Origin of the sequence: Enterobacter sp. BIDMC92, from assembly GCF_001030225.1 — a bacterium.
Classification (GTDB): Bacteria; Pseudomonadota; Gammaproteobacteria; order Enterobacterales; family Enterobacteriaceae; genus Enterobacter; species Enterobacter sichuanensis.
This window is the reverse complement of record NZ_KQ087598.1, coordinates 293912-310428: the sequence shown is the minus strand read 5'-3', so window position 1 is coordinate 310428 and position 16517 is coordinate 293912. Positions and strand designations below refer to the sequence as shown.

Here is a 16517-nt window from a genome sequence, read left to right as displayed (position 1 = left end):
CTAAGTAAAACTTCCTTACGGCCTGTTGTAATTTGTGACGGCCCTCAATATTTATAGAAGAGGAAATTATTTTTTCCCAGGTTTTCCATCATGCGGCCCAAAAAACTGGGGAGGATGGTCTACCCAGCGATCTTGCCGCGTGGCGGCGTACTCGGGGTTGAGTGGATAGTAGATACGGTTGTGCTTCTTGTTAGCCTCGCCAACGACCAGTAACCGAACCTCTTCGTCCGTGTTATTGATAAAGGTATGACAGATGCCGGTTCCGGCAGGAAAGCCCACGCTGTCGCCAGGCTCCAGCTTCCACAAGTAGCCATTAATCCAGGCTTCAGGGTAGCCTTCAATCACGTAAATGAACTCTTCTTCATCGCTTTCCGCGTGGGGATAGGATGTCCTGCGTCCTGGCGGCAAACGCTCATGATGGATGCCAATGCGCCCGAGCCCGAGCTTGCGGGCCAGCGGCGCACCGATGGAAAACAGCTCATCGCTGTCGGGGTAAGTCGAGTCATCCGCACCTTCAACATCACGCCAGTGCCGAATACAGTCAGGTCTTTTCATTGTTTATCTCCCGGTTTGCGATGGGTCAGGTATAGCACAGACTGGCCGATCTCGGTGTTTTTAGCAGAACATGATAAAGTGAGGGTTTTCCGTCCTATAACATCCGGGGTGCTAAATGGATAAGTCCACAAAAGAGCTGTTAGCGCAGGCCGAAAAGCTGTGCGCGCAACGCAATGTGCGCCTGACTCCGCAGCGCCTTGAAGTGTTGCGCTTGATGAGTCTGCAACAGGGTGCCATCAGCGCCTACGATCTGCTCGACCTGCTCCGCGAAAGCGAGCCGCAGGCAAAGCCACCGACGGTCTATCGCGCGCTGGATTTCCTGCTGGAACAAGGGTTTGTGCATAAAGTCGAATCCACAAACAGCTATGTGCTGTGTCATCTGTTCGATCAGCCTACCCACACCTCGGCGATGTTTATTTGTGACCGCTGCGGCGTGGTGAAAGAAGAAGGTGCGGAAGGTGTGGAAGACATTATGCATACGCTGGCCGCTAAAATGGGCTTTGCCCTGCGCCATAACGTAATTGAGGCACACGGTCTGTGCTCAGCGTGTGTAGAAGTGGAAGCCTGTCGACATCAGGACGCATGTCAGCACGACCACTCGATTCTGGTAAAGAAAAAGCCGCGTTAGCAGCAAAAGAAAAGGCGGCTTTTAAGCCGCCTCAGTGGGTTATTCAGCGTTACCAGCGGTAATCGTTACGGGTTTCCCAGTCTTTGACTTCGTTTTCCGCCTGGTCTTTTGCGTAGCCGTAACGCTCCTGAATTTTACCGACAAGCTGGTCGCGTTTACCTTCAATGACGGTCATATCGTCATCCGTCAGCTTACCCCACTGTTCTTTCGCTTTACCTTTGAACTGCTTCCAGTTGCCGCCGATTTCGTCTTTATTCATCATCGTGTCCTCTTCGTTAAGCGTCGGGTCGTAACGTCCGTTACGTTCTTTTCTGCTGGACGTGATAATTATTGTAGTTAAGGATTCCGCTGTTAGTTTCATATTCGGAATCTTTAACCGTCACGATATATCGTGGCGTGAGGGGAACCAGGTATTGTTTTGCCAGTGTCGGCGCCAGATAAACGCCAGCGATAACCCGCGCAGCGAGAGAAAGACGGCCAACGCCAGCCATAAACCGTGGTTACCAAGCCACGGAAGCGTCAGCAGCGTCAGGCCAAACCCGGCCGCCGCGACAGCCATGCTGTTACGCATTTCGGCTCCGCGCGTCGCGCCGATAAACATGCCGTCCAGCAGATAACACCAGACACCCACCACCGGCAAAATGACCTGCCAGATGAGATAATGGCTCGCCAGTTCGCGCAGTGCCGGCAGAGAGGTGAGTAACGCGATAATCTGTTCGCCAAAGCAGGCGTAAATCAGCGCGAATGCCAGCGCCACCAGACCCGACTGTCGACAGGCCGCCCGCCAGACATCCTGCAGATGCCCGCTTTCGCGTGCGCCATACGCCTGCCCCGAATGCGCTTCAACCGCATAGGCAAAGCCGTCCAGCGCATAGGCGGTAAAGGTCAGCAGCGTCATCAGGACGGCATTAACCGCAACAATGTCCGGCCCAAGCCGTGCGCCAAAGACCGTCAGTGCCCCAAAGCAGAGTTGAAGCAGCAATGAACGCAGCATGATGTCACGGTTGAGCGCCAGCAGTTTGCGAACATTGCCGCGCCAGGCGGTTTTGAGCAGCGCAAGGGAGATCCCGCGCATCACCAGCACACGCCAGACCATCCACAGACCAATAATAAAGGTCCCGTATTCGGCAATCGCCGTCGCCAGGGCGGCCCCCTGCACGTTCATCTGCAGCCCCATTACCAGCCAGACATCCAGCACAATGTTGAGCAGGTTCCCCACCACCAGCAGAATGACAGGCGCACGGGCATACTGGACGCCCAGGAGCCACCCCAGCAGAACCAGATTAGCCAGCGAGGCGGGCGCGCTAAGCCAGCGGATTTCAAGAAAACGCCGCGCCTGTTCCAGTACTGCCTCGCTGCCGCCAACGATATGGAGTGCAAGGTCAATCAGGGGAGCGCGCAGTAAAACGATCAACGCCCCTGCGCCAAGCGCAAGCATCATCGGCTGAACCAGCGCACGCGCCAGACGCAACGGATCTTTTGCACCGTAGGCCTGCGCGGTAAGGCCGGTCGTACTCATGCGCAAAAAGAGCAACAGCATGAACAGAAAGCTGGTTGCCGTTGCGCCAATCGCCACGCCGCCAAGATAAACAGGCGAATCCAGATGACCAATAACGGCGGTATCAACCAACCCCAGCAAGGGCACGGTGATATTGGAGAAAATCATCGGCAAAGCAAGACGCCACAATGCCTTATCGGATGCCGTCAGCAGTGACATGAAAATACCGGAAGTGGGAAATGAATCAGGCTACAGCGGAACTGTAGCCTGTCAGGAAAAGATTAAAGCCATTCACCGTTGCGAATCACCCCAACCGCCAGTCCTTCGATAGAGAAGTTCTGTTCACGGAGGTCCACCACAATCGGGGAGAACTCGCTGTTCTCAGGCAGTAACTGTACGGTGTTACCCTGTTTTTTCAGACGCTTGACGGTCACTTCATCATCAATACGTGCGACCACAACCTGACCGTTTCGCACATCCTGCGTTTTGTGAACCGCAAGCAGATCGCCATCGAGAATGCCGATGTCTTTCATCGACATACCGCTTACGCGCAGCAGGAAATCAGCGCTCGGTTTGAACATGCCAGGATCGACCTGGTAATGGCCTTCAATATGCTGCTGGGCCAGTAAAGGCTCACCTGCAGCAACACGCCCCACCAGCGGAATGCCCGTCTCTTCTTCCACCAGCAGGCGGATACCCCGCGACGCGCCCGAAACAATCTCAATGACACCCTTACGCGCCAGCGCTTTCAGGTGTTCTTCGGCAGCATTCGGAGAACGGAAGCCCAGACGCTGCGCGATTTCCGCACGCGTGGGTGGCATACCCGTCTGGCCGATATGATCCCGAATGAGATCAAACACCTCTTGCTGCCTGGTCGTTAACGCTTTCATTCCGCCCCCTGGGTGTATATACAGTTATGCTGTGAGTATATACAGTCAAAGGCGATTTTGGAACCAAAAACTGCACAAAAAACCAGGGACTTAATTATTCCTCGAGGCTCATCGGAAATGTGACCAAAGCAGCGTGACCCAGGTGATAACGGCAGTGATAATCGCCAGCAACACGGCAGCAGAGCCCATGTCTTTTGCCCGGCCTGAAAGTTCGTGGAAATCAGAGCCGATACGATCCACAACGGCCTCAATAGCGCTATTCAGAATTTCCACTATCATCACCAACAATACGGATCCGATCAGAAGAACGCGCGTTATCGCATCAATATCAAGGAAACAGGCGATAATCACCGCGACAATCGCGGCGATGCCCTCCTGGCGGAAGGCAGCTTCGTTGACCCACGCGGCGCGAAAACCTTTCCAGGAGTAGCCAGCAGCTTTGATGATTCGGGTTAACCCAGTGGTATTATTGGCCATTAAAAGAACCTTTTTTAAAAAAGAGCGTCAGTAACAGGGGCCGTAACGCGTTTCGCTACAGCCTGAAGTATGACGGGTAACAACAGAAATTTTGCGCGCTTTCTGTTATCCTTGCGCCGCAATTGCATTATTAACCAGAGGCTTTACATCGTTTATGTCCGGCTGGCCACGAATTTACTACAAATTACTTAATTTACCATTAAGCATCCTGGTAAAAAGCAAGTCTATCCCAGCAGAACCCGCGCTGGAATTGGGGCTCGATACGTCTCGTCCCATTATGTATGTTTTGCCTTATAACTCGAAGGCAGACTTACTGACGCTTCGCGCCCAGTGTCTGGCGCATGACTTACCTGACCCGCTTGAACCGCTGGAAGTTGACGGTACGCTGCTGCCGCGCTACGTGTTCATCCACGGTGGGCCGCGTGTGTTTACCTATTACACGCCAAAGGAAGAGTCCATCAAGCTGTTCCATGACTATCTCGACCTGCACCGCAGCAATCCTGACCTGGATGTACAGATGGTGCCGGTGTCGGTGATGTTTGGTCGCCGCCCGGGCCGCGAAAAAGGGGAAGAGAACCCACCGTTGCGCATGCTTAACGGCATCCAGAAGTTCTTTGCGGTCTCCTGGCTGGGACGCGACAGTTTCGTCCGTTTCTCCCCTTCCGTGTCGCTGCGTCGAATGGCGGACGAGCACGGCACCGACAAGATCATCGCGCAAAAACTGGCGCGCGTGGCGCGTATGCACTTCGCCCGTCAGCGCCTGGCTGCCGTCGGGCCACGTCTCCCGGCGCGTCAGGATCTGTTCAACAAATTGTTGGCCTCTAAAGCGATTGCCCGCGCCGTTGAAGACGAAGCGCGCAGCAAGAAAATTTCGCATGAGAAAGCCCAGCAGAACGCCATTGCGCTGATGGAAGAGATCGCCGCGAACTTCTCTTACGAGATGATTCGTCTTTCCGACCGTATTCTCGGCTTTACCTGGAACCGCCTCTATCAGGGCATCAACGTTCATAATGCCGAGCGTGTACGTCAGCTGGCGCATGATGGCCATGAGATTGTCTATGTTCCCTGCCACCGCAGCCACATGGACTACCTGCTTCTGTCTTATGTGCTCTATCACCAGGGGCTGGTGCCGCCGCACATCGCTGCCGGGATTAACCTGAACTTCTGGCCAGCAGGCCCGATTTTCCGCCGCCTGGGTGCCTTCTTTATTCGTCGTACCTTCAAGGGCAACAAGCTCTACTCCACCGTATTCCGTGAATATCTGGGCGAGCTGTTCAGCCGTGGCTATTCCGTGGAGTACTTCGTGGAGGGCGGTCGTTCCCGTACCGGGCGTCTGCTCGATCCGAAAACCGGCACGCTGTCGATGACCATCCAGGCGATGCTGCGGGGAGGAACCCGTCCCATCACGCTGGTGCCAATCTACATTGGCTATGAGCACGTGATGGAAGTCGGAACTTACGCCAAAGAGCTGCGTGGGGCCACCAAAGAGAAAGAGAGCCTGCCGCAGATGCTGCGTGGCCTGAGCAAGTTACGCAACCTCGGCCAGGGCTACGTCAACTTTGGCGAGCCGATGCCGCTGATGACGTACCTGAACCACCACGTTCCGGAGTGGCGCGAGTCCATTGACCCTATCGAAGCAGTTCGTCCGGCCTGGCTGACGCCAACGGTCAACGGCATCGCCTCTGAGTTGATGGTGCGCATTAACAACGCCGGTGCGGCTAACGCCATGAACCTGTGCTGTACGGCGCTTCTGGCTTCACGCCAACGTTCGCTAACCCGTGAACAGCTGACAGAGCAGCTGGATTGCTATCTGGATATGATGCGCAACGTGCCGTATTCGGTTGATTCAACCGTGCCTTCTGCAACGGCCAGTGAGCTTATCGATCACGCGTTGCAGATGAACAAGTTCGAAGTCGAAAAAGACACCATAGGCGACATCATCATTCTGCCGCGCGAGCAGGCCGTGCTGATGACGTACTACCGTAACAACATCACCCACATGCTGATGCTGCCGTCGCTCATGGCGGCCATTATTACCCAGCATCGTCGCATCTCGCGCCAGGCGCTGTTGCACCACGTTGAGACACTCTACCCGATGCTGAAAGCGGAGCTGTTCCTGCGCTGGAGCAAAGACGAGTTGGCGGGCGTGCTGGATAAGCTGACCGAAGAGCTGCGTCGTCAGGGGTTGATCACCGTGACAAATGACGAGCTGCACATCAATCCGTCACGCTCCCGTACCCTGCAGCTGCTGGCGGCCGGTGCGCGCGAAACGCTGCAGCGCTACGCCATTACGTTCTGGCTGCTGAGTGCGAACCCGTCCATCAACCGCGGTACGCTGGAGAAAGAGAGCCGGACGCTGGCACAACGCCTGTCCGTGCTGCACGGCATTAACGCGCCTGAATTCTTCGACAAAGCGGTCTTCAGCTCCCTGGTTCTGACGCTGCGTGATGAAGGCTATATCAGTGATACGGGTGATGCCGAGCCGGAAGAGACGCTGAAGGTTTACCAGATGCTGGCAGAGCTGATCACCTCAGACGTGCGCCTGACGATTGAGAGCGCCACGCAGGGCGAGTAATACAATGCCGGGTTATGGCCCGGCCTGACGCCCTGGATAATAAAAAGGCCCGGTAAGCGCTAACGCTACCGGGCCTTTTTTTTGAGCTTTGTTAACGCATCGCGTTTAGCTCAACAGCGTAAACGCAATCATCCCGACAATCGCACCCGTTGTGCCAAGAATGGTTTCCATCAGCGTCCAGGTTTTCAGGGTCTGTGCTTCGGTGGCCCCGGTGAATTTACCGAACAGCCAGAATCCGGCATCGTTAACGTGAGAGACCACAATCGAACCGCCCGCGATACAGACAGAGAGCGCAGCCATCTGTGCACCAGAGTAGTTGAGCTGTTCAATCACCGGCATCACCAGACCCACGGCGGTTAAACACGCCACGGTTGCGGAACCCTGGATGATACGCACCGCCGCCGCCAGCACGAAACAGGTGACTGCAATCGGTAGCCCCATCCCGGTCAGCGCTTCGCCCAGCGCAGGGCCGACGCCAGAATCCACCAGCACCTGTTTGAACACGCCGCCGGCACCGATCACCAGCAGGATAATACCCGCTGGCTGCAGCGCAGCACCGCAGATTTCCATCACCCGGTCTTTCGCCATTCCCTGACGCATCGCCAGGCCGTAAATCGCTACCAGACAGGCCACCAGGATCGCCGTGAACGGATGACCAATAAACTCAAACCACTCATACGCGGTAGAGCCCACCGGCACAAAGCGCGCGGCGATGGTTTTCAGGCCCACGAGAACCAGCGGCAGCAGGATCAGCGACAGACTGAAACCAAAGGAGGGCATTTTGCCTTCGCCCAGGTGCGGCTCGGTGACGTCATCCGGGATGTGCAGTTCAACGTAACGGCTGATGAAGTTGCCCCACAGCGGGCCAGCAATAATCATCCCCGGGATCGCCGCACACAGGCCAATCAGGATCATCCAGCCAAAGTCAGCATGCATCTGGGAGGCCAGCAGCATTGGCGCGGGCCCGGGTAGCAGAAACGCTGCCGCTGCCGCCACGCCCGCAAACAGCGGAATCACCAGCTTCACGAGGTTAGTGCCGGTATGGCGCGCCATAGAGAACGCCACGCTAATCAGCAGCACCACGGCAACCTCAAAGAACAGCGGCAGCGCGCAGATCAGTCCCGCCAGACCTATCGCATAATGTGCGCGGCTGTGGCCGAAGGATTTCAGCATCTTGACGGCAATCTGATCGACCGCGCCCGTCTCGTGCAAAATCTTGCCAAACATGGCGCCCAGCGCGACCACAATCGCCAGGAAGCCCAGCGTGCCACCCATCCCTTTTTCCATTGTCGCGGCGATCTTGTCGAGCGGCATACCGGAAAAGAGACCTGCACCAATAGAAACCACCATCAAAGCAACAAAAGCATGCATACGTGCCTTCATCACTAAAAACAGCAGCAGCAATACGGAACCTACTGCTGTCAAAACTAGCGTTAATGTACTCAAAACTTACTGCCTTTTATTAATGACCTCGATGGTGCTGGCAACAACACCCTCCAGTGACTGATCGATATCAACCACTAAGACGTCTTTCTCATCTTCACCCGGCTCCTGCAGCGCTTCGAACTGCGTCACCAGCATCTGCGTTTTGAAGAAGTGACCTTTACGCGCCTTCAGGCGGCTTTCAATCACCTCGAAGTCACCTTTCAGGTAGATGAACGAGAGGTTCGGATTGCCGTCACGCAGCAGATCGCGATAGGTTTTTTTCAGCGCGGAGCAGACGATCAGGGAAACTTTGTTGGTGCGCTGCATGGCGAACGCGGCGTCATTCAGCGCCTGCAACCACGGTTTGCGGTCGTCGTCGTTCAGCGGCTCGCCGGAGGCCATTTTCATGATGTTGCTGCGCGGATGAAGGAAGTCGCCATCAAGAAACGCAGCCTGGAGTTGATGCGCCACTTCGCTGGCTACGGCTGATTTCCCGCTACCGGAAACGCCCATCAGGACGTAAACGTGGTGATCATGATTAGTCGTGCTCAAAGGGTGTCCCTCAGTCAATTGTTACGGGTAACAGTTATCGGTAACATTGTCCTGCCGGGGCAAAAGAGAAGCAATATCCAAACGTGCGCGAAGTGAATAAGTGTGAGCTACTTCAAATTTGTCGATTCAAATAGATCCACCCGGTGACAAGGTGAAACCTAAATCTAACATTTTCGGCGTAACCGTCTCACCCCGAATGCGCGCCAGCAGGCGTTCTGCACCAATGCGCCCCATGCGTTCACGCGGCGTCAGAACGCTCGCCAGACGCGGCTCCATCACCTGGCCAATGTCGTGGCCGTGGAAACCGGCGATGGCCATATCGTCAGGGATCTTCAGACCCAGACGCTGGCACTCAAACGCCGCGCCGACCGCAAGGTCATCGTTGGTACAGAAAATACCGTCCAGTTGCGGATACTCGCGTCGTGCCTGACGCATCAGCTCAATACCCGAGGTGTAGGAAGAGGACTGCTCCACCATCACGCTGTACGGGGTTAAGTTTGCGTCGAGCATCGCCTGCTCGTATCCCTTCTGTTTGATGATAGTACGTTCATCAAGACGCGCACCCAGATAGGCGATATGACGATGTCCGCGGGCGATGATTGCCGCTGTCATCTGCCGCGCCGCTTCGAAGTTATCAAAGCCGACGGCGATATCGAGGCACGGCGACTGGCTGTCCATGAGCTCCACCACCGGAATACCGGCGACTTCAATCATCTTCAGCGTGCGGGGAGTGTGAGTACGTTCGGTTAAAATCAGGCCGTCGATGTTCCAGGAAAGCATCGATTCAAGACGCTCCTCTTCCAGTTCCGGCTTGTACCCGTAGTGGGCGAGCATGGTCTGGTAACCAAAGGCGTCGGTGACGCTTTCAATGCCGCGCAGCACTTCGGCAAACACCTGGTTGGTTAAAGAAGGCAGGAGGACGCCCACCGCACGGCTGGTCGCATTGGAGAGGATATCGGGCGCACGGTTGGGGATATAACCCAGTTCATCAAGGGCAGCGGCAATCTTGCCACGCAACGCCACGGAAACCTGCTCCGGGTTACGTAAAAAACGGCTGACCGTCATTTTGGTCACACCGACGCGATCGGCGACATCCTGAAGTACGGGGCGTTTCTTTTTCATCGTCCTGAGAAATCTTGAAGAGAGAGATTTGCTCAGTTTATCACGGACAAAGCCCATCCTTCCCCTGTCAAAGGGAAGGATGGGTATTTATTTATGTTTTATTACACTGGCGGCAGGTCAAACAGCAGAATTTCACTTTCGCTGTCGGCATGCACGGAGAGCGCCTGCTCATCCCAGACTGCCAGACCATCGGCGGTTGTCGCTTTCGTACCGTTGATGGAGACTTCACCTTTCACCACCTGGATCCAGACGCGGCGGTTAGCGGCAATCTGGTGTACAGACTGTTCATCTTTCGCCAGCGCCCAGCGGTACAACTCCATATCCTGATGTACTTTCAGGGATCCGTCGCGCGCATCCGGGGACAGTACCAGCTGTTTGCCCTGTTTCGCGTCAAAGCGGCGCTGCTCATAGCGCGGCGTGATGCCGGTCTCTTCTGGAATGATCCAGATTTGATACAGGTGCAGTTTTTCCGTTTTGCTCGGGTTGTACTCGGAGTGACGAACCCCGGTACCCGCGCTCATAATCTGGAACTCGCCCGCCGGAACCTGCTCTTTGTTGCCCATGCTGTCCTGGTGCTCCACCGCGCCTTCCAGCACATAGGTGAGGATTTCCATGTCTTTGTGCGGATGGGTACCGAAGCCCTGGCCTGCATCAATGACATCATCGTTAATCACGCGCAGTGCGGAGAAGCCCATGAAATTCGGGTCGTAGTAGTCGGCAAACGAGAATGAATGCCATGAGTCCAGCCAGCCATGATTCGCGTGACCACGTTCGTTTGCTTTGCGTAAGTAGATCATTGTTTTCACCCTCAGTTCGTTTCGATGGAGTAAGTGTGGACGCAAACGGTCTGGGATCATAGAGGGTGAAAATTGACTCCTCTGTTCAAAAATTATGAACAAGCGCAGAGGAGTCATTTTTGCTTATTTCGCGAGGGTTACCGTGGCAGGAGAAGCCTGTTCAAAGGCCCGTTCAAGGATTTCAAGGTTGGTCAGAACGTCAGATTCCTTGACGTAATTCGGCGTGCCGCGAGTCAGGGTCGAAAACAGTGCGTCATAGACGCAGCCATAGTCGCCGGTTTCTGGCGTAAGCTCTTCTCGGACCGTCACGCCCTCAGCGTTGACGTACTCCAGCACGCCAACCGAATCATCCGCCGCAAAGCCCGGTTCACCCGGCATGATGTTGGCCTTCAGGCTGGTCTCCTGCTGGTCAATGCCGTACTTAATGAACGAACCTTTGGTGCCGTGAACGATAAATTTCGGATAGTCGATTTTCACCAGATGACTGGTCTTAACGATGGCTTTGAGGTCGCCGTAAAACAGCTGCGCTTCAAGGGTGTCATCCGGGTTGGCTTTGTTGCGCAGGCTGCGAATGTCGTACGCCACGTGGTCAGGGCGACCAAACAGGGAGATGATCTGGTCCATAGTATGGACGCCAAGACCGTAGAAGGATCCGTCCTGCGGCAGGCCGGGCTGGGTTTCCGCCACCGGACGGTAGTAGTCGAAGTGGCTTTCGATTTCCACGATCTCGCCCAGCTTGCCGCTCTCAATCGCTTTTTTCGCCGTCAGGAAGCAACTGTCAAAGCGTCGGTTCTGATACGGCGTGACGGTCAGGCCTTTGCTTTTCGCCAGCGCGAATAGCGCCTTCGCTTCGGCGATAGTCGGGGTGAAGGGCTTTTCTACCAGCACGTTTTTTCCCGCTTCGAGCGCGCGTTTCGCATAGTCAAAATGGCTGTCAGCATGGGTACAGACGACGACCAGGTTAACCTGCGGGTCGCCCAGCACCTCATCCAGATCGCTGGTGAAATGAATATGGGAATACTGCGGGGATTGCTCTTCAGGCTTCGCGCGGCGACGGTAGATATGCGCCACATGCCAGCTGTCTTTACGGTTGAGGACATACGGAAGGTGATAGCGGGTGGTGCTTTTACCAAATCCAATAAATGCGCAATGTAGTGTCATGGCTCAGTCCTTTTGGAAGGTTACTGAGTCTAACCATAACAAAAAAAAAGCCAGCTAAAAGCTGGCTAAAGTAATACTGGAAGCAATGTGAGCAATGTCGTGCTTTCAGGTTCCCGTAGCGGTCTTCCTGAATGCAAAGCAATAATAATCATTCTCATTCGCACTTGTCCAATACTTTTTGCAAAAAATAGCGGTTGACTCAAATTTTAAACTCATTGATGTTGGAAAGGACATTTAACTGACTGAGGAACAAGGAATGAGTGAGATAGTGATACGCCATGCGGAACCGAAAGATTATGACGCCATTCGTCAGATCCACGCCCAGCCGGAGGTGTACCACAACACACTACAGGTTCCTCATCCCTCTGAGCAGATGTGGCAAGAACGGCTATCCGACCAGCCCGGCATCAAGCAGCTCGTCGCCTGCATAGACGATCAAGTCGCCGGCCATCTGTGCATCGCCGTCGCGCAACGCCCGCGCCGCAGCCATGTGGCTGATTTTGGGATTTGTGTCGGCGCGCAGTGGCAAAACCGGGGCGTTGCCAGCGCGCTGATGCGCACCATGATTGATATGTGCGATAACTGGCTGCGCGTTGACCGCATTGAGCTGACGGTGTTTGTTGATAACGAACCGGCGATTGCGGTGTACAAAAAACACGGGTTCGAAATTGAAGGCACCGGCAAGCGCTATGCCCTGCGCAACGGTGAATATGTTGACGCGTATTATATGGCGAGAATGAAGTGACACATTCCCCTCTCCCCAATGGGGAGAGGGTTAGGGTGAGGGGAACCGTTAATACCCCGCCGTTAAATCATCCACAGAACGCGGGTCTGACGCGCCAAACAGCGCCCCGTCTGGACCCACCATAATGCTCTGGGTACTGCCCATCGCCTCTTTCACCGCCACCTTCTGTCCGCGCTGCTCCAGCAGTTTAAGGGTGTCCGGGCTAAAGCCCTTCTCGACGCGCAGTTCATCCGGTAGCCACTGGTGATGGAAACGTGGCGCATTGGTCGCTTCCGCGACGTTCATCCCAAAGTCGATACTGTTCACCACCATCTGCAGCACGGTGGTGATAATCCGGCTGCCGCCCGGACTGCCCGTCACCAGCCAGGTCTTACCGTCTTTCACCACGATAGTGGGCGACATGGACGACAGCGGGCGTTTCTTCGGCCCTACCGCGTTCGCATCGCCGCCGACCAGCCCGTAGACGTTCGGCACGCCCGGCTTGGCGGAGAAGTCGTCCATCTCGTTGTTGAGCAGAATGCCGCTGTTGCCCGCCACGATCCCGGTACCAAACGTGGTATTGAGCGTATAGGTCACTGCGACCGCGTTACCGTCTTTATCCACCACCGAGAAGTGGGTGGTCTGATTGCTCTCGTACGGTGCCAGCTTGCCGGGGCGGATCTCGCTCGATGGCTTAGCTTTATTGATATCAATCTGATCGGCAATGGATTTGGCATACGCCTTGTTGGTCAGCGCCTGCCACGGCACCTTCACGAAGTCCGGGTCGCCGAGGTACTCCGACCGGTCAGCGTAGGCGCGTTTCTCCGCTTCCGCCATTATCTGCATGGCATCCGCACTGCCGAAGCCGAACTTGTGCATATCAAAGTTTTCGAGAATGTTGAGGATCTGCACGATGTGAATGCCCCCGGAAGACGGCGGTGGCATGGAGAAGACCTCGTAGCCGCGATAGGTTCCGCTAATCGGCTCGCGCTCTACCGCTTTGTACTCCGCCAGGTCCGCTTTGGTGATGAGCCCGCCGTTCTTTTGCATCTCTTGCGCAATCTGGTCGGCAATCGCCCCTTTATAGAACGCGTCCGGACCGTGCTCCGCAATCAGCTCCAGGCTTTTGGCAAGGTTCTTCTGCACCAGCTTATCGCCCTTCTTCAGCGGCTCGCCGTCTTTCCAGAAGATAGCCTTACTGTTCTCGTGATGGGGAATGACTTCGCTGCCGTAGGTTTTGAGGTCGTCGGCCAGGGCGTCATTCACGATAAAACCTTCCCGCGCCAGTTTTATCGCAGGCTGGACCACTTTATTCAGCGGCATCGTGCCGTATTTTTCCAGCGCCAGCGAGAAGCCCGCAACGGTGCCCGGTGTGCCGGAGGCGAGATGCGACGTCAGGGATTTTTTACTGTCGGGGTTACCCTGATCGTCGAGGAACATATCGCGGGAAGCCTGAGCAGGCGCCATCTCGCGAAAGTCGATGGCGGTGGTTTTCCCGTCTTTGGTGCGCAGCATCATAAAGCCGCCACCGCCCAGGTTCCCGGCCTGTGGATGCGTCACCGCCAGCGCGTAGCCGACCGCCACCGCGGCATCCACCGCATTACCGCCCTGCTTAAGAATATCGACGCCCACTTTCGTTGCCAGCGCATCCACAGAGGCCACCATGCCATGCGTTGCCCGCACGGGATGAAAGACATCTTCCTCCACGCCGTAAGAGACCGGAGGCGCCGCTGGCGGGTTGGCCGCCACGCTAAATGTGCCGCCTGCCATCAGCGCAGCGATGGCGACCCAGCGCAAAAACGTTGGTTTCATCATTATTGTTCTCCAGGTGAAGGGATCCATATTCCCCGCTTAAGCCTGGTTCACAACTCCTAAAAAATCATCGTCATGGTGAAATCAGGGTAAACTTAAGAGAGACCTCAAGAGGAGGAAATGACAATGAAACGCTTGATGATTCTTACGGCGCTGATCCCATTTGCCGCGCTCGCACAGCCACTCAATACGATGAATAACCCGAACCAGCCGGGTTACGTTATCCCGAGCCAGCAGCGTATGCAGACCGAGATGATGAGCCAGCAGCAACAGCAAAAAGGGATGCTGAACCAGCAGCTAAGAACCCAGACCCAGCTGCAGCAGCAGAGTCTGCAAAATCAGATGAACGCCAACACCCAGCGCGTGCAGCAGGGCCAGGTCCGCGAGCAGCCGCTGCCCAATAAAAACGGCGGGATGTTAGGTGGCATGACGTCGTCAGGCAGCGGGCAGCAGCATATGCTGCCGCCGCAGTCGAATGGCAGTATGCTTAATCCGCAGAACTAAAGTCCGGACCGATCAGGTCAATCGCATCGGTACAGATGCAGTCCACGCCCCAGCGCAGCAGCTCGGCCGCACGCTGGGGTTTGTTGACGGTGTAGACCAGAATATGCAGCCCTTCCGCTTTCAACATCTTCACCCGCGCCTCATCCAGCAGCTTGTGGTTAAGGTGAATAGACACGCAGCCTAAACGCGTCGTCAGCTCGCGCCAGTCTTCACGCCACTCGTCGAGCAATAGCCCGCGCGGCAGCGCCGGTACGGCTGCCTGTGCGGCTTCCAGCGCGTCGATTTCAAACGAAGAGAGCAGCGGTGGCGTCATCCCTTCCCACAGCTCGCGCGCGGCAAGAGCAATCACCTTGCCCGTCAGCGGCCCGGTGCCGGTGGTCGGTTTAATTTCGATATTGGCCATCATGCCGTGCTGGCGGCAGCGGTCGGCCACTTCCGCCAGCAGCGGCAGCGGCTCGCCCTTAAATTCGCCGCTGTACCAGCTTCCGGCGTCCACTTTCAGCAGATCGCGCCACGGCAGTTCACCCGCCACGCCCCAGCCGTTGCTGGTGCGCTCAAGGTTATCGTCGTGCAGCAGGAAAATTTCGCCGTCTTTTGACAGCTTAGCGTCGAACTCGATCATCGTGTGGCCGTAGCGCGCACCAACATCGATTGCCGCCAGGGTGTTCTCCGGCGCCAGTTTACCGCCGCCCCGGTGGGCGACGATGTGGGGATAAGGCCAGTTGCTCATACTCGTTGTCCTGTTTCACCGTCAAATAAGTGCAGGTGATTTTCCGGCAGATGCAGCCACAGCGTGCTGCCCGCTTTCGGGCGCTCCTGATGCGCAAGACGCACCACCATTTTTTGCTCGCCCCAGCGCCCGTGCGCGAGGTTATCCGCGCCCAGCATCTCCAGCGTATCCATCACCAGCGGCACGCCGCCGTCCGCCTGTGAGGTTAAACCGATATGCTCCGGGCGGATACCGAGCGTCATCTTACGCCCGGCGTAGCCACGATAGTACCAGTTGATGGGCAATGCCATCCCGCTTTCCAACTCAAAGTGCGTGCCCGAGTTGCTGATGCGGCCTTCCAGCAGGTTCATCGCCGGGCTGCCGATAAAGCTCGCCACAAAGCGGGTCGCCGGTTTTTCATAGACTTCCACCGGGGTGCCAATCTGCTCAGCGATGCCTTTGTTCATCACCATCACCCGCTGGGCCAGCGTCATGGCTTCGACCTGATCGTGGGTAACGTACAGGGAGGTGGTTTTCAGACGACGATGCAGCTGCTGCAGCTCAAGACGCATCTGCACACGCAGCTTGGCGTCCAGGTTAGAGAGGGGTTCATCGAACAGGAACACCGCCGGATCGCGCACAATAGCGCGCCCCATCGCCACGCGCTGCCGCTGGCCGCCGGAGAGCTCGCGCGGACGGCGCTTCAGCAGGCCATCCAGCTCCAGAATACGCGCCGCCTCTTTCACGCGCTCCGCAATATGACCTTGGCCCATGCCGCGGATTTTCAGCCCCCAGGCCATGTTCTCTTCCACGCTCATGTGCGGGTACAGCGCATAGTTCTGGAACACCATCGCGATGCCGCGGTCTTTCGGCTCCATCTCGGTCACGCGCTGGCGGTCAATCCAGATATCGCCAGAGGTCACGCGCTCCAGCCCCGCCACCATGCGCAGCAGGGTGGATTTGCCGCAGCCGGACGGGCCGACCATGACGATGAATTCCCCGTCCACCACGTCGAGCGTGAGCGGCTGGATCACCTGGGTTTTGCCGTCCCAGCTTTTGGTTACTGCCTGAAGTTTTAAACCTGCCAT

At 56.2% G+C, this 16517-nt stretch carries 17 protein-coding genes; 4 read left to right on the top strand and 13 right to left on the bottom strand.

Features of this window, described 5'->3' with window-relative positions; translation table 11 throughout:
* Positions 1–66 precede the first annotated feature (66 nt).
* Positions 67–555 carry a cupin domain-containing protein gene (locus SP99_RS01460; protein ID WP_025757833.1) on the bottom strand — a complete coding sequence of 163 codons (489 nt, stop codon included), beginning with the start codon at positions 553–555 and terminating at the stop codon, positions 67–69.
* A 115-nt stretch (positions 556–670) separates the two neighbouring features.
* Here SP99_RS01460 and zur point away from each other — a divergent pair, with 115 nt between their 5' ends.
* Complete coding sequence (gene zur, locus SP99_RS01455) at positions 671–1183, top strand: zinc uptake transcriptional repressor Zur (protein ID WP_025757832.1); 513 nt, start codon at positions 671–673, stop codon at positions 1181–1183.
* A gap of 49 nt (positions 1184–1232) precedes the next feature.
* Here zur and SP99_RS01450 read toward each other — a convergent pair whose 3' ends face one another.
* From SP99_RS01450 to SP99_RS01435, 4 genes are all read right to left on the bottom strand, one after another.
* Positions 1233–1442, bottom strand: coding sequence for a CsbD family protein (locus SP99_RS01450; protein WP_014882139.1), 210 nt, complete (start codon positions 1440–1442; stop codon positions 1233–1235).
* A 120-nt stretch (positions 1443–1562) separates the two neighbouring features.
* On the bottom strand, positions 1563–2900 hold the full coding sequence (gene dinF, locus SP99_RS01445; RefSeq protein ID WP_047957540.1) for an MATE family efflux transporter DinF: 1338 nt from the start codon (positions 2898–2900) through the stop codon (positions 1563–1565).
* Between the two features lie 62 nt (positions 2901–2962).
* Positions 2963–3571: a transcriptional repressor LexA gene (gene lexA / locus SP99_RS01440; protein WP_025757830.1), complete on the bottom strand. Its 609-nt coding sequence runs from the start codon at positions 3569–3571 to the stop codon at positions 2963–2965.
* Between the two features lie 108 nt (positions 3572–3679).
* Positions 3680–4048, bottom strand: coding sequence for a diacylglycerol kinase (locus SP99_RS01435; RefSeq protein WP_047957539.1), 369 nt, complete (start codon positions 4046–4048; stop codon positions 3680–3682).
* Between the two features lie 154 nt (positions 4049–4202).
* Here SP99_RS01435 and plsB point away from each other — a divergent pair, with 154 nt between their 5' ends.
* Positions 4203–6623: a glycerol-3-phosphate 1-O-acyltransferase PlsB gene (plsB, locus tag SP99_RS01430; RefSeq protein WP_025757827.1), complete on the top strand. Its 2421-nt coding sequence runs from the start codon at positions 4203–4205 to the stop codon at positions 6621–6623.
* A 105-nt stretch (positions 6624–6728) separates the two neighbouring features.
* Here the strand turns inward: plsB and gntU are convergent, their stop codons facing one another.
* The 5 genes from gntU to SP99_RS01405 form a co-directional block, all read right to left on the bottom strand.
* A complete protein-coding gene (gene gntU, locus SP99_RS01425; RefSeq protein WP_045285558.1) occupies positions 6729–8069 on the bottom strand; it encodes a gluconate transporter in 1341 nt (446 codons plus the stop codon).
* A gap of 3 nt (positions 8070–8072) precedes the next feature.
* Positions 8073–8600: a gluconokinase gene (gntK, locus tag SP99_RS01420; RefSeq protein WP_008503362.1), complete on the bottom strand. Its 528-nt coding sequence runs from the start codon at positions 8598–8600 to the stop codon at positions 8073–8075.
* A 126-nt stretch (positions 8601–8726) separates the two neighbouring features.
* Positions 8727–9722: a gluconate operon transcriptional repressor GntR gene (gntR, locus tag SP99_RS01415; protein ID WP_025757824.1), complete on the bottom strand. Its 996-nt coding sequence runs from the start codon at positions 9720–9722 to the stop codon at positions 8727–8729.
* A 101-nt stretch (positions 9723–9823) separates the two neighbouring features.
* Entirely contained in the window at positions 9824–10519 is a 696-nt protein-coding gene (locus tag SP99_RS01410; protein ID WP_025757822.1) for a pirin family protein, read from the bottom strand.
* 123 nt (positions 10520–10642) lie between these two features.
* Positions 10643–11680 carry an oxidoreductase gene (locus tag SP99_RS01405; protein ID WP_047957538.1) on the bottom strand — a complete coding sequence of 346 codons (1038 nt, stop codon included), beginning with the start codon at positions 11678–11680 and terminating at the stop codon, positions 10643–10645.
* Between the two features lie 256 nt (positions 11681–11936).
* On the opposite strand from SP99_RS01405, the gene yhhY reads away from it, so the two are divergent.
* Positions 11937–12425, top strand: a complete 489-nt coding sequence (yhhY, locus tag SP99_RS01400) for an N-acetyltransferase (RefSeq protein WP_047957537.1) — start codon at positions 11937–11939, stop codon at positions 12423–12425.
* Positions 12426–12473: 48 nt separating this feature from the next.
* On the opposite strand, the gene ggt is transcribed toward yhhY, so the two are convergent.
* Positions 12474–14219 (bottom strand): gamma-glutamyltransferase, encoded by a 1746-nt coding sequence (gene ggt / locus SP99_RS01395; protein WP_176472248.1) that lies wholly within the window; start codon positions 14217–14219, stop codon positions 12474–12476.
* Between the two features lie 123 nt (positions 14220–14342).
* Between ggt and SP99_RS01390 the strand changes: the two genes are divergently transcribed.
* On the top strand, positions 14343–14720 hold the full coding sequence (locus tag SP99_RS01390) for a DUF2756 family protein (protein ID WP_047957536.1): 378 nt from the start codon (positions 14343–14345) through the stop codon (positions 14718–14720).
* Here the strand turns inward: SP99_RS01390 and ugpQ are convergent.
* Both ugpQ and SP99_RS01380 read right to left on the bottom strand, forming a co-directional pair.
* Positions 14704–15450, bottom strand: coding sequence for a glycerophosphodiester phosphodiesterase (gene ugpQ / locus SP99_RS01385; protein WP_047957535.1), 747 nt, complete (start codon positions 15448–15450; stop codon positions 14704–14706). The two genes, SP99_RS01390 and ugpQ, sit on opposite strands and share 17 nt — an antisense overlap.
* The gene (locus SP99_RS01380; RefSeq protein ID WP_047957534.1) at positions 15447–16517 is read right to left on the bottom strand and encodes a sn-glycerol-3-phosphate import ATP-binding protein UgpC; all 1071 of its coding nucleotides are present in this window, start codon (positions 16515–16517) and stop codon (positions 15447–15449) included. The genes ugpQ and SP99_RS01380 overlap by 4 nt, the downstream gene beginning before the upstream one ends.